Here is a 16,096-nt window from a genome sequence, read left to right as displayed (position 1 = left end):
CGTGCCGCGTTCGCGCTGCGGCACCGCCCCGGCGAGTTGCTGATCACGCCCTGGCCTCGGTCAGTTCCGCGTCGGCGCGAACAGCGTCGACCGGGGTGCGACCCGCGGCGGTCACCGCGCGCCGGGCGTAGGCGCGGACGTCGGCGTCGGGATCGGTGATCGCCGACTCGAGCGCGTCGAGGGCGGTGGCACTACCCGGCCAGGTGGACAGGGCCAGTACCGCCGCCTTGCGCACATCGAGGTGACGGTCGGTGAGCGCCTCGCTCAACGGCGCCACGCCCGCCTCCGGGGTCGAGCCCGCCAGCCCGCGCGCCGCACCGACACGCACCTGCCAGGCGGAATGTCGCAGTGCCGCGCTGAGTTCGGCGACATCTTCCTCCGTGGTACCCAGCGCGGCGAAGGCGGTGAGGGCGGCAGCGCGGACCAGCGGATCGAGATCGCCTGCCAGCACGCGGATCACCTCCACGCCGCCGCTCCCGATCGAAGCGAGTCCGTGTGCGACCGCGATGCGGACCTCACGGTTGACATCGCCCGCGATCGTGGACACCGCCCCGGCGTCGTCGAGCGAGACCAGTGCGCGCACCGCCTCGATCCTGACGCGATGATCGGTATCGCCCAGTGCCGCACGGTAATCCGAGGCAGACCCGGCCCGCAAAGCCCGCAGCAGATCGACGACGGTCGCGCGGACGAGGGGATCGGGGGAGCCGAGATACTCGCTCAGCGCACCGGCCCCCGCCAGCACCTCTACCAGTTCCCGCAGACTCTCGGTGGCCGCCCGGCGGACCGAGGCGGCCTCGTCGCCCAGTGCCCGGATCAGCTCATCGGCGAATCCGTCCGGGGTGTTCTCGGTGAGCACCGACAGTGCGGCCACCCGCACCACCGGATCGGGGTCGGTGAGGTAGCTCGAAAGATCCTCGACCGCAGGCGAATCCAGCGCGAGCAGAGTGACCAGTCGAGGCGAGGACGGCGACACCGGCGCCGCCTCGCTCCGGACCGGGGCTTCGCGCTGCGGCGCTCGCGTTCCCACCAGCTCGGGCTGGGCGATCACCTCGACGATCGGCTCGGCCGACGGCACATCATCGAGACCGGGCACCGGCACCAGATACGGCGCCACCGACCGCTTGACGAATTCCATCTCGCCGCCGACGGTCTTGCGCAGGTTCAAATGGAAGTTCCACGACTCGTCGTCGCGATCGGGCAGATCCGCGCGGTCGTGATAGAGGCCCCAGCGCGACTCGGTTCGTGTGAGCGAACTGCGCGAGGCCATCTCGGCGCAATCGCGAATGAACTGCACCTCCACGGCACGCATGAGTTCGTGGGGCGTCTGCGCGCCGATCCCGTCGACTTCGGCGCGCATCCGCTCGAAGGTCTCGACGGCGATCGACAGCTTGGCGGCCGTTTTCGGCGGCGCCACATAGTCGTTCACGAACCGGCGCAGCTTGTACTCGACCTGCGGCTGCGGCGGGCCTTCGGGCTGACGCAACGGCCGGTAGATCAGTTCGTGTGCTTCGGCGAGCTGATCCTCGGGCAGTTCGGCAGGGGTATCGAGTGCGGCCAGGGTGGAGGCCGCGTGCGCGCCGGCCAGATCGCCGTAGACGAACGCACCGATCATGTAGTTGTGTGGCACGCATGCCAGATCGCCCGCCGCGTACAGGCCCGGCACGGTGGTTCGCGCGTTCTCGTCCACCCACACGCCCGACGCGGAATGTCCACCGCACAAACCGATCTCGGAGATGTGCATCTCGATATCGTGGGTGCGGTAGTCGTGGCCCCGGTTGGCGTGGAAAGTCCCGCGAGTCGGCCGCTCGGTCGTGTGCAGAATCGATTCGAGGGTCGACAGCGTCTCGTCCGGCAGATGCGAGACCTTGAGATAGATGGGTCCGCGCGCGGATTCGATCTCCTGCTTCACCTCGGCCATCATCTGCCCCGACCAGTAGTCGGAGTCGACGAAGCGTTCACCCTCGGCGTTGACCTGGTACCCGCCGAACGGGTTGGCCACGTACGCGCAGGCGGGTCCGTTGTAGTCCTTGATGAGCGGGTTGATCTGGAAGCACTCGATACCCGAGAGCTCCGCACCGGCGTGGTAGGCCATCGAATAGCCGTCACCGGCGTTGGTGGGGTTCTCGTAGGTGCCGTAGAGATAGCCCGACGCGGGCAGACCGAGCCGACCGCAGGGGCCCGTCGCCAGAATCACCGCCTTCGCGGCCACCTCGACGAATTCGCCGGTGCGCGTGTTCAACGCGGCCGCGCCTACCGCGCGTCCCTCGGCGGTGAGCACCCGCACCGGCATCAGCCGGTTCTCGATGCGGATCTTCTCCCGCATCTTGCGTTGGCGCAGTACGCGATAGAGCGCCTTCTTCACGTCCTTGCCCTCGGGCATCGGCAGCACATACGACCCCGACCGATGCACTCGGCGCACCGCGTACTCGCCGTACTCGTCCTTCTCGAACTTCACCCCGTACCGCTCGAGACGCTGCACCATCGCGAAACCCCGTGTCGCCGTTTGATACACGGTGCGCTGGTCGACGATGCCGTCGTTGGCGCGGGTGATCTCGGCGACGTAGTCCTCCGGCTCGGCCTTGCCGGGGATGACAGCGTTGTTCACACCGTCCATGCCCATGGCGAGTGCACCGGAATGGCGCACATGCGCCTTCTCGAGCAGCAGCACGTTCGCGCCGGACTCGGCGGCGGTGAGCGCGGCCATGGTGCCCGCGGTGCCGCCGCCGATGACGAGCACGTCGCAGTCGAGGCGAACGCGGTCGGACAGTTCGGGAATGTTCACAGAGTCTCCAGGATTCGGGCCCGCAGGGCGCTCCGGTCCACCGGTTCGCGCGGGTCGGGTACCTCGACGACCGCGCGCAGCGAACCCGCGCCGAGCACGGCGATCCGGTCGCCGAGCAGCAGGGCTTCGTCGAGGTCGTGGGTGACGAAAACGATCGTGGTCGGGTGCGCGCGCCAGGTGTCGACCAGCAGGCGCTGCATCTCCGCACGGGTCTGGCTGTCGAGCGCGCCGAACGGCTCGTCCATGAGCACCGCGCGCGGCGAGCCCGCCAGGCTACGGGCGAGCTGAACCCGTTGGCGCATCCCGCCGGACAGATCGCGCGGCAGATAGTCGGCGTAGCCGCTGAGCCCGACCTCGTCGAGCCAGCGCTGCGACCGTGCCGCGCGGTCGCTGCGTGACACGCCCCGAAGACGTAGCGCCAGGTCGATATTCGCGCGCGCGGTGCGCCACGGCAGCAGCGCGTCGTCCTGGAACACCAGTGCGCGATCTGCCGAGGGGCCGGCGACCGCGTCCTCGTCGGCACGGATCACCCCGGCGGTGGGTTTACGCAGCCCGGCGATCGCACGCAACAACGTCGACTTGCCACAGCCGGATTTGCCGACCAGGACCAGGATCTCACCCGCCGGGACCGTCAGATCGACGTCGCGCACCACGGTTTTGGGTCCGTAGCTGATGCGGACGGCCTCGAGGCTCAAACGCATGCCGACGGAGACGGTCGGCGTGGCGGTGGTCGTGGTCATCGGGAAAGCTCCAAGGAAACCCGCGGATCTATCTGTGGGGAGGAATGGGAGTGCCTTTCAAGCGTCCTTTTGGTTCTCGACATAGCGTTTCACTGCCTCCAGGGTTGCGCCGCCGACAGAGGCGACAAAGTACGAATTGGTCCAAAGGGTGGGCAGGCGGGACTCGGCCGAAGAGCGGGCCAGGTCGGTGAGCATGAGGGCGGGGAACTCGGCGCGCAGCACTCGGGAGGATCGGCCCTTGATCTGCTTGACCAGCCGGTGAATCCCGAACTGCGGATCGCACGAGACGAGCAGATGCACATGGTCGGGCATGGTTTCCAGCTCGATGATGGGGCGTCTCGTTCGGTGCAGACTTCTACAGCTGTATAACTTTTGGTGTGGATGAAGTCGTGCGCTATACCTACCGTCTGCGTCCCGGCGCGCGCGCTCGAATCCGAATGGCATCGCTGCCGATTCCTGTGGAACGAAGCCGTCCATCAGCGGCGCGAGGGCGGTAAACCCAACTTCTCGCGCCTGTCGAAGATGCTCACCGAAGCGCGTGCCCGCACCGCATGGTTGCGTGAGGGATCGCAGGTCGCCCAACAGCAGACGCTGCGCACCTACTCTCAAGCGCTGGACCAGTCGTTCAAGGTGAAGGGGCGCGGCCAGCCGGTCGTCAAGTCCCGCAAGAACTCTCTGCCGTCGCTGGAGTACACGACGCGCGGGTTCGGTATCAGCGGTGGTCGTCTGACCCTGCCGAAAGGCGTCAGCATTCCCGTGGTGTGGTCGCGGGAACTGCCCTGCGCACCAACCTCGGTCCGCGTCTACCGAGACAGCCTCGGCCACTGGTACGCCTCGTTCGTCGTACGCCGATCGGTCGACGCGCTTCCTGTCGCGACCGGCAGTATCGGGATCGACTGGGGTATAACTACGACCGCGACCACAACCGACCCCGACCATGATCTGCCGTATCTCGGGCATCGGAAGCGGTGCGCTGCTGAACTCGCGCGTGCTCAGCGGAAGATGGCCCGCCGTCGACGGCCGAAGGGGCAGGCACAGAGCAACGGCTACCGGCAGGCTCGGCGTGAAGCCGCCCGCTTGCACAAGAAAGCGGCCAGGCAGAACACCCACACCGCGCGGGTATGGGCTCGCCGCGTCGTCGCCGACCATCACACCATCGCGGTTGAGGATTTCAAGCCGAAGTTCCTCGCCCGCTCCACGATGGCGCGGAAAGCGGCGGACGCTGCGATCGGTGCCGCGAAACGAGAGTTGATCGAACGTGCTACGCGGGCGGGGCGAAGGGTGGTGCTGGTTCCGCCCGCTTACACAACCATGACCTGCGCGAGCTGTGGAGCGAGAGCCAAGCAGCGGCTTGCGTTGGATGTACGGATCTTCTGTTGCGGGGACTGTGGGCACACCGCAGACCGCGACCGGAACGCCGCCGCTGTAATCCTGGCGGCCACGGTGGAACTCGACCGTGGCAGTGCTGAAGACATCAGACATTGTTGGCCTCCCTTCGGGGCGGTTGATGGTGCGGTCCGAGCTGGAAATCCCCCGGATTTATCCGTGGGGAAGGGTTAAGAGGCAACCTCTCGCGGCAGCCAGCGGGTCACCCGACGGCCTGCCAGTTCGACGATTCCGGAGGTGAGGAAACCGAGGACACCGATGGTGATCATCCCGACGAACACGGCCGGGTAGTCGACGATGGTGTAGGACTGCCAGGTGCGGTAGCCGATGCCGAGCCGCCCGGAGATCATCTCCGCCGAGATCAGGCAGATCCAGGCCACGCCCATTCCCACCGACAACCCGCTGAACACCCCGGGCAGGATGCCGGGCACGACGACCCTGGTCAGCACCTCGCGCCGCGACGCGCCCAGCGTGCGGATCGCGTCCTCCCAGATGGTCGGCAGCGCCCGTGTCGCATGCCTGGTGCTCACCAGCACCGGGAACAGCGACGCGGTGAACGTGATGAACACGATGCCGGACTCGTCGCTGGGGAACAGTAGGATCGCCACCGGCACCAGCGCGATCGCCGGAATCGGCCGGATCAGCTCGGCCAGCGACCCGAACACATCGGCGAGCAGCCGTGACCGGCCGAGCCCGATGCCCGCCAGTACTCCGACGACCGCGGCCAGCCCGAATCCGGTGACGATCCGGATCAGCGACTGCGCCACATCGAGGTAGTACTGGCCGGTTCCGAGATGCTCGCCGAACTCGGCGACGATCTCGGTCACCGTCGGCAGGGTGTCGAACCGCAGCCCCGCACGCACATTGCCCACGGTGAGCAGTTGCCACAGGCCGATGGCGGCGGCCACCGAGGCCACCCGGATCGCCCGCGACACCCACACCGATCGGGTGGGTGCGCTCTCGGCATCGAGAGCCGTGGGATCTGCGCTGTCGGGGTCGATCCCGATCGGGGTGGACAGCCCGGAAACTGTGCTCATCCGCGGACTTCCGTCACGGCTTGCTCATAGGAGACCGGCGCGGCGGCGGGGTGGGTGCCGCGGTAGCGGTCGGCCGCTGCCTGCGTGGTGAACGGCAGGTATCGCGCGCCCTCGCGCAGCCAGATGGCCTTGTCGGCGAACCAGCGAGTCCCCAGTTCGACATCGGGGACATACACCGCGCGAATCGTCTTGCCTTGCGCCTTCGCTGCCTGCACCGCCCGCAGCAAGCAGCCGGGGTTCGCGGCGGGTTGGGGCTTGTCGGCGCCGTCGACCCAGACCTCACCGGCCAGCGCCGGATCACTCACCGCCACCGCGCAGATCGGATCGGTACCGGTCACCTTGCTCGGGTTGACCCCCGACGCCAGCTCCGCGTCGTAGTTCCCACGGCCGGTCTCGGCGAAGGCTTGCCGCAGTGGGCCGTCCTCGACGAAGGCGTCGATGTCGAGCTCGGCGAAATCGCCGATCGACTTCAGGTAGTTCACGTCGTCCTTGAACGCCGCGATCAGGTTCGCCTTGAGCGTGGTGTCGAAACTGGTGCCGCCGGGACCGTTGTAGAGATACACGACCTCCTGCGGCAGGCCGGAGCCCTTGGCGACGAGATCGGCTGCCTCGAAAGGCTTCTCGTTGAGGAACGCGGTCGCGTCCAGCTGCGCCGCGAGGAACGCCTGCAACACCTCCGGATGATCGGCCGCGTACGTCCGGCGCGCCACTACGCCGTGGAAGGTCGGCACATTCAGCTCGGCGCCGTCGTAGAGCAGTTTCGCCTTGTTCTGCTGCACCAGCAGACCCGGCCACGCCACGAACTGCGACAGGGCGCTCACCTGGTGTGATTCCAGCGCGGTCGCCCCGACCTGGGGCTGCTGGTTGAGTACTTCCACGCCCCTGGCCGGGTCGATCCCGGCCCGGCTCAGCGCCTGCACCAAGGTGCCGTGGCCCGCCGAACCCACACTGGCCGAGATCTTCTGCCCGGCCAGATCGGTCAGCGAACGAGCGGGTGAGTCGTTGGGCACCACCACCATGTTCAGCGCGCCCTTGGGGTTGTAGCCGGTGATCGACACCAGCTCGGTCCGTGCGCGTTCGTTGGCCTGCGTACGAGAGCCGTTGATCAGCAACGGGTAGTCGCCCATCGAGCCGATATCGATCTTCTCCGCCACCATCTGGGCGGTGATCGGTGCTCCGGTGTCGTAGTCCTGCCACTCCACCTGGTACTTCGCGCCACCACCATCGGTGATCTTCTGTAGCCGCTGCTCCAGGTAACCCTGCGCTTTCAGCAGCGTGCCCGCGGTGACGGTGTTGATGGTCTTGGACTGGTAGCCGATGACGACCTTGACGGTGCCCGCCGGTGCGGCGTCGGAACTTTCGAGCGAGCAGCCGGCCGCGGTGAGCGCGAGAGCCAGAGCGACAGGGGCGAATCGAGTGATCTTCATGCGTGGGATTCCCGGTTTCAGCGGAGCAGATAGGGCATGTTGACGGTGACGGCGCCGGTGGGGCAGCGGGCCGCGCACGGCCCGCAATACCAGCACTCGTCGACGTGCATGTAGGCCTTGCCCGAATCATCGTGGATGGCAAGGGAATCGAGCGGACACATGTCCACGCAGAGGGTGCAGCCGGTGATGCACAGTGATTCGTCGATCGTCACCGGGACGTCGGCGCGCTGGGGGACCAGTGCCATTACAGGACCTTCCATTCGGGGGTGCTGCGGGTGAGGCTGCCGCGCATCGTGATGCGGTCACCGCGCATGCGGATGTATTCGAGGTCGACGGGGCGGCCGTCATCGAGGTGGGTGAGGCGTTCGAGCATCAGCAAGGGCGCACCGGCCGGGGTATCCAGGGTGGTCGCGGTGTGCGGGTCGGCCGCGACGGCTTCCAGCGCGAGCTCGGCGGCGCCCAGCGACCGGCCGGTGACCTGTTCGAGGAGCACGAACACGTCGGTGGTCTCCAGATCGTGGGCGAGCACTTCAGCGCCGACATCGGGCGCGAGATAGGTGAGGTCGAGGCTCAGGGGCAGATCGGCGAGAAACCGCAGGCGTTCGATGTAGACGACCTTGTCGCCCGGCGCCAGCTCGAGCCGGCGCGCGACGGCCGGGGGAGCGGTGATGGTGGTAGCGGCCCTGACCTCGTTGCGGACGGTGCCGTGCCCTTTGAGCGTCTCCTGCAGTCCGAGCAGGGCATCGAGGCCGTGGTCGAACTTGCGGGCGGCGACCCGGGTGCCGAGCTTCGGGGCGCGATCGATGAGTCCCTCGTCGCGTAGCAGCGCCAGCGCTTCGCGCACGGTATTGCGGGAGGTGCCGTGCTCGGCGGCGAGCTCCTGCTCGCCGGGCACCGTGCCCGCCACCGCGCCCGCCAGGATCTGGTGGCGCAGGATATCGGCGACCCGGCGCGCCCGATCGGCGCGCTGACCGCGGATCGGGGTGGGCTCCGTAGTCCCTGTTTTCTCGCTGACCTGCATGAACAGCGACGATAGCGGCGATTACGCGGCACTCCGCGCGCCGCGATCGCGGGGAGAATTCAGCGGATGTTTCTACGCCGGGTGGCGGCTCACACGACCTGCGGGTATCCGCGGACAAACCGCTATTGCGCCACCTCGGACCGTACGGCCGACATTGCGATCACGTCGATCGCAATGTCGGCGCGCGGTCACGGCTGGCCGGGATTGAGCACGATGAACAGACCCTTGGCCTCGGCGCACAACCGTTCGCCGTCGTGCAGCGTCGCCCGCAGGTACACCTTGCGGCCCTCGACGCGTTCGGTCCACGCGCGCACCGTCAGCTCGCGATTGAGGGGCGTGATCGAGCGGTAGTCCAGGGTCAGTGAGGCCGTGCGGGTCACCGACCTGGTGGACAGCGCGGCGGTCATGCCGATGATGTCGTCGAAGGCGAGTGCGATGTGCCCACCGTGTGCGGCGTTGTTGCCACCCAGGTGGAAGGTGCGGAAGGTGACCTTCGCGGTGACGCCGTCGCGGTCACCGCTGACCACCGTGTACGGCGGCAGCGTGATGTTGCCCCGCGCCGGCAGGTCGGTGCGGGTCCAGCTGGGCGAGGACCACTCGTCCACCACGGCCTCGTCGAGGCGGGCGTTGAGCTGTTCGAGAGTGGCGATGGCCTCTTTGGCGAGCTCGTCGGAGGGGTTGACCAGCCGCGCCCGGTCCATCAGCGCGCGGACCTGATCGATCAGCTCGCCGTAGTGCGGTCCTCCCACCGTGTTGTCGGTGCCGCGGTCCTTGCGTGCCTGGATCAGCTCGGCAACCGGCCGGAATCCGCCTTCGTGATGCTTCTCGTCCGGGAGCGAGCTGCCGACCTGTGTATCGTCCATATGCAACACGTTATCGCTGCCGAGCTGGATGTTCGCGCCGGGGATCGGTGTCGGGTCAACTAGGCTGGGTCCCGATCACCGAGTAGGTCCTACGTACCGGAGCGTCGGCGCACCAACCGGTGGTGCCCCTCCGGGTGAGCGGCGAAAGGCTGAACGCATGGGTATCGCGGCGGTTGTGTTCGATATGGACGGCGTGCTGATCGATTCCGAGCCGATCTGGGAACAGGTCAGGCACGAGTACGTGGTCCTCAAAGGTGGCCGGTGGCAACCGGATTCGCAGAAGAAGATGATGGGGATGAACACCGTCGAGTGGTCGTCGTACCTGGCCGACGAGCTGGGTGTGGCCGAACCGGCCGACGAGGTGGCTGCCGCCGTCATCGACCTGATGGCCGACAAGTACGCCCACCACGTCCCGCTGCTGCCCGGCGCGGTCGACGCGGTGCGGCGGTGCGCGGGTTCCTGGAAACTCGGCCTGGCCAGCTCGTCACCGGCCACCTTGATCGATCTGGTGCTCGCGAAGTCCGGATTGCTCGACTATTTCACCGTGGTGCTGTCCACCGAGGAGGTCGGGCGCGGCAAGCCCGCACCCGACGTCTACCTCACCGTCGCACAGCGACTCGGCGTGGAGCCGAACGACTGTACGGCCGTGGAGGATTCGACCAATGGTCTGCGCTCCGCCCACAATGCCGGGATGCGCCTGATCGCGGCGCCGCGCCCGGAGTTCCCGCCACTGCCCGACGCCCTCGCCCTGGCCGACACCGTCATCGGCGATCTCGACCAGCTCACCCCCGGCGTCGTGACCGGCGACGCCTGACTCAGAAGCTGCCGGTGACGCCGTCGATCCGCTCGCGCAGCAGGTCGGCGTGGCCGTTGTGGCGGGCGTATTCCTCGATCATGTGCAGGTACACCCAGCGCAACGTGTACTCGTCGCTGCGCCACGGCACGTGGAACACGTGGTCGAGGGAGAGCTCGGCGACGGCGGCGTCACAGGCGGCGACCTCGGCGTGGAAGGCCGCGAACACCGCCTCGGCGGGTAGCGAGGCGAGGTCGTCGAAATCGGCGTCGGGCTCGGCCTCGGAGCTGTAGACCGGTTCGACCTCCTCGCCCGCGGCGGAGGTCCGGAACCAGCCTCGCTCCACCTCGGTGAGATGCCGGACGAGGCCGAGCAGCGACAGCGAGGACGGCTCCACCGAGCGCGCGGCGAGCTGTTCGCCGTCGAGTCCACCACACTTGCCGAGCAGGGTCTGGCGATGAAAGTCCAACCAGGACTGCAACATCGGCCGCTCGTCCGCGCCGACCAGGGTTCTGGTCGGCTCGAGTTCGGGAGCTGTCCACGTCATCGGTGCGAGGCTACCCGCCGTCATGGTGTGGCGCAGCTCGATTGTCAGCGGCTGGTGAATCGCGCCGCCGACTCGCCATCGAGACGGCCCGGGGGGAGTTTTCGCCCGCACAGCACGAGCAGCAGATCCTGCGCACGTCCGGACAGCACCTCGCCTTCGCCGTAGCTGAAGTCGAGATCGTCTGCGCGCAAGGCGATTCCCGCGAGATCGACGCCGAAATACTTGGCCGAGCGTGGGTTCAGCGCTTCCAGCACCATGCGCATACGGTCGAGGGGAACCGGATCGGTGTGGCCGAGCGCGACGGTGATGTCGAGGCCGTGGATCACATCGTGGCTCAGCGCGCCCGCGAAGCCGCCGCCCGGTGGCTTCCACGGGTGCTCGGTGTTGTCGCCGATGGCGGCGACCAATTCGGCGGTGCTCAGCCGTGCGGCGTCCTCGCAGGCCGCGCGGTCGGCCAGGCGATCGAAGTTGCCGCGCGCGGTGATCATGCCGAGGACGAAACGCGGTAGCGAGGTCCGGTACGGCATGCTCAGGTGCGCGGCGACCTCACGCACCCGCCAGCCGGCGCACAGTGTCGGCGCGTCCCAGGCGGACTCGTCCAAGCCCGCCAAGAACTCCGCCGTCTCGGCACGCTGCCGTGCGGTCTCGGCCCTGACTTCGTTTTCGCGCACTGGTGGAGCCTCTCTGTCGACAGAAAACCTGCTGTCGATGTAGACGCTGTACGCGTCACCGATTCATCGGTCCGGCTGTTCACGATGTTCGCCGATCCGGCACACTGGCCCGATGGGTGCCCAGCGCGACGACCAGCCCGAAGTCGTAGTCCACGTCGGTGACGGCTCGGCGCAGCCACACCCCGTCGACCCTGCCCGACCCGGCGCCTCCGCCACCGATCCGGCGCCCGAGCACCCCTTCCTCCTCCTCACCCGCACCCCGACCGACTCCATCCAGGCGCGCTACCTCGACGACGGCACCTACGAACTCGAGCACACCACCGGCGCCGAACACCGCCAGCTGTTCACCACCGACGCCCTGCTGGTCCGCGACATCGTCTGGTCCTGGATCCAACGCGACACCTGGTGGTCCGACACCGTCGCCTGGACCACCGTCGACCCCGCCATCGCCGAACTCCACGCCCTGCACTCCGAACTGTCCGGGATGCTCGACGGCATGTCTGTGCTGGACACCGTCACCGACGAACTGGACCGAGCTCTCTCCCGAGCCGACGAACTCCTCGACAACTTCGACGCCGATTTCGAAGCCTCGGATGACGCACCCTGACCTCCTCGCGGCGCGAAACCTCATCGCCTCGCTGGGACTGGACATGTCGGCCACGGTTCCCGAGACGCAGAACGCGGAATACGGAGCATCCGTGGCCGAGGCCGGTTGTGGCTCGGTGAGATTCCGGGTGGGCAAGCGGACTCCGGCGAAGCCGGGTCTGTTCGTAACCGTGTGGCAGCGTGCCCAGGACGGCTCGACCGAGCCGTTCGCCGTGGAGGACGGTGTGGACCTGCTGGTGATCACCGTTCGCGAGGAATCGCGTGCCGGGCAGTTCGTCTTCCCGCGAAGCGCCCTCGTCGAACACGGAATCGTTTCCGTAGCCGGTCGTGGCGGCAAACGCGGGTTCCGCCTGTACCCGCCGTGGTCCGCGACCCGGAACAAGCAAGTGCAGAAGTCTCAGCGGTGGCAGTCCGCCTACTTTCTCGATCTCGAAAACATCGACCGGCAGCGCGCTCGCCACCTCTACGAACCGATCCTTCCCCCCTTTGTCCCATCACACAACGGCGATGCCCGCTGACGTGAATTACAGTGGCGCCGTGGGGTTCACCGACTACGGACCGGGCGACGTCGTGTATTTCCCGGCGGGCCCGTTCAGCGGCATCTGCGGGGTTGTCCGGGAGGTCGACGCACGACGCGCGGAGCTGAGGATCGAGTTCGGGGAGGGAACCGTCCATCGTGAGGGAAATGTCCTGCGCGAGCGCCGACACAAACTGACCGTCGGATTCGACGAGGTCGAGCTGGTCTAGCTCCCTCCGACGCCGTTTTGCGCGGTGGCTCGCGGCGCGTGAAGTGTTGGCCGGGTGGGCTCCGGTGTTCAGCGGGCGCGGGCGCTCCAGCGGCCGTCGTAGCGGACTTCGATCGGGTGGGCGAAGGCGGTGGAGACGTGGTCGGTGGTGATGACGTCGGTGGCGGGGCCCGCGGCGACGGTGTGGCCGTTGGCGATGAGGAGGGCGTGGGTGGTGGTGCTCGGGAGTTCCTCGAGGTGATGGGTGACCAGGATCGAAGCGACCTCGGGGTGGGTGCGATCGAGGGTGTCGATGGTGGTGAGGAGTTGCTCACGGGCGGCCAGGTCGAGGCCGGTGGACGGTTCGTCCAGGAGCAGGACATCGGGGTCGCTGATCAGGGCGCGGGCGATGAGGGTGCGGCCGCGTTCGCCCTGGGACAGGGTGGGCCAGATGTCGTCGGCCTTGCCGGACAGGCCGAGGGTGTCGATGATCGCGTCGGTACGGGCGAGGTCGTCGGAGGTCGGCGACCAGCGCATCGGGGTGTCGATGGTGCCGGTGACACCGGTGAGGACGACCTCGCGCACGGTGAGGGCATAGCGCAGCGGATGGCGCGGGTTGACGTGGCCGATCGAGCGTCGCAGCCGGGCCAGCTCCACCCGGCCGAACTGTTCGCCGAGCACCCGCACCGCGCCCGTGGTGGGGAAGGTGACCGCGCCGCAGAAGCCGAGCAGCGTGCTCTTGCCCGCACCGTTGGGGCCCAGCAGAGCCCAGTGCTCACCGGCCCGGACGGTCAGTGAGATGCCGTTGATGATCTTCTTGCCGTCGCGCCGGAAGGTCACGTCGTCGAGTTCGATCACGGGGGCGCCGATCATGTGAAGGCCTCCTTCAGGGCGGACAGGTGGGTGCGGCTGAATTCCGCTGCGGCAGTGGGAGTTCGGTCGGCGATCGCCTGGGCGAGTTGTTCGTGCGCGCAGTGGTCGGCCTCCTCGGAGCGGACCGGGCGCAACTCGAGCATGTCGATCATGGCCAGGCGCAGCCGCGGCAGGAAGCTGTCGAACAGCTGGGTGAGCACATCGTTGTGCGCGGCCACGATGACCGCGCGATGAAAGGCCATATCGGCATCGACGTGCGCGGCGACGGTCTGGCCCTCGGCCCGACGACCGGCCAGTGCGCGCCGGATGGCCCGCAGATCGGCAGGCGTGCGCCGCTGTGCCGCGAGCGCGGCGGCCTCGGCCTCGATCGCGATGCGCGCCTCGATCACCGCGGCGATGGTGGCGCCACGCAGCACGACATCCCAGTCCTCGGACACGTCGAGCGCGGTGACGAAGACCCCGGCGCCCTGCCTGCTGTCGAGCACGCCTTTGCCCGCGAGCTCTCTGATCGCCTCGCGCAGCGTCGATCGGCCCACACCCAGCTGGGTGGCGAGCAGCGTCTCACCCGGTAGCCGATGACCCAGTGGCCACTCGCCCGCACGGATCCGAGTGAGCAGTAGTTCGGCCGCTTGCGCGGCCAGCGGCTGACGTCTTACCTGCGATACCACCGGCATACCTCTCTACTTGTCTGAGGAGTTGTGGTAGAAGTGTACCCATCATGACCTACACCGCGCTTCTTCTCGGCCGCCACGGCGGGGCCTGACCGACCGGCCGCCCCGCCGTGGGGCTCCGTCATGGCCGGTCGCCGTCGTCTCGTGGCCCGATGTGGGCCGGGAAGCAGAGCAAGTCATGACCGAATTCCCCACCCTGACCACCCCCTCGGGCGCTGTCGCCGACGGCGCGCCCGCGTGGAATCGGCAGCGCCACTCGGCAATGCCCTCGTCTCGATACCGTGATGTCCATCGGCGCGTGGATGTTCCTGTCGGACACCGCGACTGGCCGAACGCGCGGCTGACCGCCGCGCCGCTGTGGGTCCCCGTCGACCTGCGTGACGGCAATCAGGCGCTGGCCGAACCGATGGACCCGGCGCGCAAACGCCGGTTCTTCGAGCTCCTGATCGCCATGGGCTACAAGGAGATCGAGGTCGGCTACCCGTCCGCCTCACAGACCGACTTCGATTTCGTGCGCCTGCTGGCCGACACCTCGATCGCCCCGCCGGACGTAACCGTCGTCGTGTTCACCCCGGCGCGACGCGACCTGATCGAACGGACCGTCGAGTCGGTGCGCGGTATCACCAACGAGGTGGTGATCCACCTGTACACCGCCACCGCGCCGGTCTGGCGGGAGGTGGTCCTCGGCAAGGATCGTGCGCAACTGCGCGAGTTGATCGTCGCCGGTGCCCGCGATGTGCTGGAACTGGCGGGCGAGCTGCCCCACGCGCGCTTCCAGTTCTCGCCGGAGGTGTTCAACCTGACCGAACCGGATTTCGCCCTCGAGATCTGCGACGCGGTCACCGAACTGTGGCAGGCGAGCGCGCAGCGTCCGGTGACGCTGAATCTGCCTGCGACAGTGGAGGTCGCGACCCCGAACATCTACGCCGACCAGATCGAATACATGCACCGCAACCTGGCTCGCCGCGACGGCGTGATCCTGTCGGTGCACCCGCACAACGATCGGGGGACCGGTATCGCCTGCGCCGAGCTGGCCGTGCTCGCGGGCGCGCAACGCGTGGAAGGCTGTGTCTTCGGCAACGGTGAACGCACCGGCAACGTCGACATCGCCACGCTGGCCCTGAATCTGCACGCCCAGGGTGTCGACCCGATGGTCGACTTCTCCGACATCGACGAGATCCGGCGCACCGTCGAACACTGCACCCGCCTGCCCGTGCACGAGAGGCATCCGTACGTCGGCGATCTCGTCCACACCGCCTTCTCCGGCACCCATCAGGACGCGATCCGCAAGGGCATGGCCGAACATCGCGAGCGGGCAGCGGCCGAGGGCATCGCCGAGCGCGAATCACCGTGGCGGGTACCGTATCTGCCGATCGACCCCGCCGACCTCGGCCGCTCCTACGACGCCGTGATCCGGGTCAACTCCCAGTCGGGCAAGGGCGGTATCGCCTACCTGCTGCACACCGAATACGGCCTGGACCTGCCACGTCGTCTGCAGATCGATCTCGCGAAGCGGGTGCAGGAACACACCGACGACACCGGCGCGGAGATCACCGCCAAGGATCTGTTCACGCTGTTCGAGCAGACCTACACCGTCTCCGATCGGCGAATCACACTGGTGGGGTGGCAGATCGCCGACGGCGCCACCGGGATCGTCCTCGACGCACACGGCACCGAACGGCATTCGGTGCACCGCGAGGTGGGCCCGATCGAGGCACTGACCGCCGCACTCGACGAGGCGGGCTGTCGCATCGAGATCCTCGGCCTGACCCAGCATTCGGTGGACGAGGGCGCCGCAGGCACCGCCGTGAGCTACGTCGAGTACCGGGTGGCAGACCGCACCGGATGGGCATTCGGCCGCGACAACTCGGTTGTCGCGGCCTCGCTGGAAGCGGTGATGAACGCCGTCAACGCGGCGGGATAGGTCGATCGGGGCGGTCGCCAGGTCGGCCGC

At 67.9% G+C, this 16,096-nt stretch carries 17 protein-coding genes and 1 pseudogene; 6 read left to right on the top strand and 12 right to left on the bottom strand.

Annotation, left to right across the window (positions count from 1 at the left end; genetic code table 11):
• Positions 1 to 43 precede the first annotated feature (43 nt).
• The 3 genes and pseudogenes from ACWF99_RS04335 to tnpA all read right to left on the bottom strand — a co-directional run.
• The gene (locus tag ACWF99_RS04335; protein WP_452534615.1) at positions 44 to 2,782 is read right to left on the bottom strand and encodes a fumarate reductase/succinate dehydrogenase flavoprotein subunit; all 2,739 of its coding nucleotides are present in this window, start codon (positions 2,780 to 2,782) and stop codon (positions 44 to 46) included.
• Positions 2,779 to 3,522: an ABC transporter ATP-binding protein gene (locus ACWF99_RS04330; protein WP_378631105.1), complete on the bottom strand. Its 744-nt coding sequence runs from the start codon at positions 3,520 to 3,522 to the stop codon at positions 2,779 to 2,781. Before ACWF99_RS04330 ends, ACWF99_RS04335 begins: the two co-directional genes overlap by 4 nt.
• Positions 3,523 to 3,579: 57 nt before the next feature.
• Positions 3,580 to 3,852, bottom strand: a pseudogene (gene tnpA, locus ACWF99_RS04325) (IS200/IS605 family transposase); the annotation flags it as partial.
• Positions 3,853 to 3,903: 51 nt separating this feature from the next.
• Between tnpA and ACWF99_RS04320 the strand changes: the two are divergent.
• Positions 3,904 to 5,082, top strand: a complete 1,179-nt coding sequence (locus tag ACWF99_RS04320) for an RNA-guided endonuclease InsQ/TnpB family protein (RefSeq protein WP_452534612.1) — start codon at positions 3,904 to 3,906, stop codon at positions 5,080 to 5,082.
• Here ACWF99_RS04320 and ACWF99_RS04315 read toward each other — a convergent pair.
• The 5 genes from ACWF99_RS04315 to ACWF99_RS04295 form a co-directional block, all read right to left on the bottom strand.
• Positions 5,079 to 5,945, bottom strand: a complete 867-nt coding sequence (locus tag ACWF99_RS04315) for an ABC transporter permease (protein ID WP_378631109.1) — start codon at positions 5,943 to 5,945, stop codon at positions 5,079 to 5,081. The genes ACWF99_RS04320 and ACWF99_RS04315 overlap by 4 nt on opposite strands.
• Positions 5,942 to 7,372, bottom strand: coding sequence for an ABC transporter substrate-binding protein (locus ACWF99_RS04310; RefSeq protein ID WP_452534610.1), 1,431 nt, complete (start codon positions 7,370 to 7,372; stop codon positions 5,942 to 5,944). The genes ACWF99_RS04315 and ACWF99_RS04310 overlap by 4 nt, the downstream gene beginning before the upstream one ends.
• A 17-nt stretch (positions 7,373 to 7,389) precedes the next feature.
• Entirely contained in the window at positions 7,390 to 7,617 is a 228-nt protein-coding gene (locus ACWF99_RS04305; RefSeq protein ID WP_056816936.1) for a 4Fe-4S dicluster domain-containing protein, read from the bottom strand.
• Positions 7,617 to 8,393, bottom strand: a complete 777-nt coding sequence (locus ACWF99_RS04300; protein WP_452534608.1) for a GntR family transcriptional regulator — start codon at positions 8,391 to 8,393, stop codon at positions 7,617 to 7,619. Before ACWF99_RS04300 ends, ACWF99_RS04305 begins: the two co-directional genes overlap by 1 nt.
• A 188-nt stretch (positions 8,394 to 8,581) precedes the next feature.
• A complete protein-coding gene (locus tag ACWF99_RS04295) occupies positions 8,582 to 9,256 on the bottom strand; it encodes a PaaI family thioesterase (protein ID WP_378631114.1) in 675 nt (224 codons plus the stop codon).
• A 157-nt stretch (positions 9,257 to 9,413) separates the two neighbouring features.
• Here ACWF99_RS04295 and ACWF99_RS04290 point away from each other — a divergent pair, with 157 nt between their 5' ends.
• Positions 9,414 to 10,070 carry an HAD family hydrolase gene (locus ACWF99_RS04290; RefSeq protein ID WP_378631116.1) on the top strand — a complete coding sequence of 219 codons (657 nt, stop codon included), beginning with the start codon at positions 9,414 to 9,416 and terminating at the stop codon, positions 10,068 to 10,070.
• A gap of 1 nt (position 10,071) precedes the next feature.
• On the opposite strand, the gene ACWF99_RS04285 is transcribed toward ACWF99_RS04290, so the two are convergent.
• Both ACWF99_RS04285 and ACWF99_RS04280 read right to left on the bottom strand, forming a co-directional pair.
• Complete coding sequence (locus ACWF99_RS04285; RefSeq protein WP_378631117.1) at positions 10,072 to 10,596, bottom strand: DinB family protein; 525 nt, start codon at positions 10,594 to 10,596, stop codon at positions 10,072 to 10,074.
• Between the two features lie 44 nt (positions 10,597 to 10,640).
• Positions 10,641 to 11,267 carry a maleylpyruvate isomerase family mycothiol-dependent enzyme gene (locus tag ACWF99_RS04280; RefSeq protein ID WP_452534605.1) on the bottom strand — a complete coding sequence of 209 codons (627 nt, stop codon included), beginning with the start codon at positions 11,265 to 11,267 and terminating at the stop codon, positions 10,641 to 10,643.
• Positions 11,268 to 11,379: 112 nt separating this feature from the next.
• On the opposite strand from ACWF99_RS04280, the gene ACWF99_RS04275 reads away from it, so the two are divergent.
• From ACWF99_RS04275 to ACWF99_RS04265, 3 genes are read left to right on the top strand one after another with little or no spacing between them, the layout of a single operon-like run.
• A complete protein-coding gene (locus tag ACWF99_RS04275; RefSeq protein ID WP_378631120.1) occupies positions 11,380 to 11,874 on the top strand; it encodes a hypothetical protein in 495 nt (164 codons plus the stop codon).
• Positions 11,861 to 12,391 carry a MepB family protein gene (locus ACWF99_RS04270; RefSeq protein ID WP_452534604.1) on the top strand — a complete coding sequence of 177 codons (531 nt, stop codon included), beginning with the start codon at positions 11,861 to 11,863 and terminating at the stop codon, positions 12,389 to 12,391. The genes ACWF99_RS04275 and ACWF99_RS04270 overlap by 14 nt, the downstream gene beginning before the upstream one ends.
• 19 nt (positions 12,392 to 12,410) lie before the next feature.
• Positions 12,411 to 12,620, top strand: a complete 210-nt coding sequence (locus tag ACWF99_RS04265; protein ID WP_266289138.1) for a hypothetical protein — start codon at positions 12,411 to 12,413, stop codon at positions 12,618 to 12,620.
• A gap of 68 nt (positions 12,621 to 12,688) precedes the next feature.
• Here ACWF99_RS04265 and ACWF99_RS04260 read toward each other — a convergent pair whose 3' ends face one another.
• Positions 12,689 to 13,471: an ABC transporter ATP-binding protein gene (locus tag ACWF99_RS04260; protein ID WP_452534602.1), complete on the bottom strand. Its 783-nt coding sequence runs from the start codon at positions 13,469 to 13,471 to the stop codon at positions 12,689 to 12,691.
• Positions 13,468 to 14,139, bottom strand: a complete 672-nt coding sequence (locus tag ACWF99_RS04255) for a FadR/GntR family transcriptional regulator (protein WP_452535309.1) — start codon at positions 14,137 to 14,139, stop codon at positions 13,468 to 13,470. Before ACWF99_RS04255 ends, ACWF99_RS04260 begins: the two co-directional genes overlap by 4 nt.
• A 181-nt stretch (positions 14,140 to 14,320) precedes the next feature.
• Here ACWF99_RS04255 and ACWF99_RS04250 point away from each other — a divergent pair, with 181 nt between their 5' ends.
• Entirely contained in the window at positions 14,321 to 16,066 is a 1,746-nt protein-coding gene (locus tag ACWF99_RS04250) for a 2-isopropylmalate synthase (protein WP_452534600.1), read from the top strand.
• Positions 16,067 to 16,096 lie beyond the last annotated feature (30 nt).

This window comes from Nocardia sp. NPDC055002 (assembly GCF_053608825.1).
Note: the sequence above shows the minus strand (reverse complement) of the source record. Positions and strands in the feature narration are given on the sequence as shown.

Excerpts from the sequence above, each read along its gene's own strand:
- ACWF99_RS04330 (WP_378631105.1), bottom strand. The coding sequence starts at position 3,522 with ATGACCACGACCACCGCCACGCCGACCGTCTCCGTCGGCATGCGTTTG.
- ACWF99_RS04320 (WP_452534612.1), top strand. The coding sequence starts at position 3,904 with ATGAAGTCGTGCGCTATACCTACCGTCTGCGTCCCGGCGCGCGCGCTC.
- ACWF99_RS04315 (WP_378631109.1), bottom strand. The coding sequence starts at position 5,945 with ATGAGCACAGTTTCCGGGCTGTCCACCCCGATCGGGATCGACCCCGAC.
- ACWF99_RS04310 (WP_452534610.1), bottom strand. The coding sequence starts at position 7,372 with ATGAAGATCACTCGATTCGCCCCTGTCGCTCTGGCTCTCGCGCTCACC.
- ACWF99_RS04305 (WP_056816936.1), bottom strand. The coding sequence starts at position 7,617 with ATGGCACTGGTCCCCCAGCGCGCCGACGTCCCGGTGACGATCGACGAA.
- ACWF99_RS04300 (WP_452534608.1), bottom strand. The coding sequence starts at position 8,393 with ATGCAGGTCAGCGAGAAAACAGGGACTACGGAGCCCACCCCGATCCGC.
- ACWF99_RS04295 (WP_378631114.1), bottom strand. The coding sequence starts at position 9,256 with ATGGACGATACACAGGTCGGCAGCTCGCTCCCGGACGAGAAGCATCAC.
- ACWF99_RS04290 (WP_378631116.1), top strand. The coding sequence starts at position 9,414 with ATGGGTATCGCGGCGGTTGTGTTCGATATGGACGGCGTGCTGATCGAT.
- ACWF99_RS04285 (WP_378631117.1), bottom strand. The coding sequence starts at position 10,596 with ATGACGTGGACAGCTCCCGAACTCGAGCCGACCAGAACCCTGGTCGGC.
- ACWF99_RS04275 (WP_378631120.1), top strand. The coding sequence starts at position 11,380 with ATGGGTGCCCAGCGCGACGACCAGCCCGAAGTCGTAGTCCACGTCGGT.
- ACWF99_RS04270 (WP_452534604.1), top strand. The coding sequence starts at position 11,861 with ATGACGCACCCTGACCTCCTCGCGGCGCGAAACCTCATCGCCTCGCTG.
- ACWF99_RS04260 (WP_452534602.1), bottom strand. The coding sequence starts at position 13,471 with ATGATCGGCGCCCCCGTGATCGAACTCGACGACGTGACCTTCCGGCGC.
- ACWF99_RS04250 (WP_452534600.1), top strand. The coding sequence starts at position 14,321 with ATGACCGAATTCCCCACCCTGACCACCCCCTCGGGCGCTGTCGCCGAC.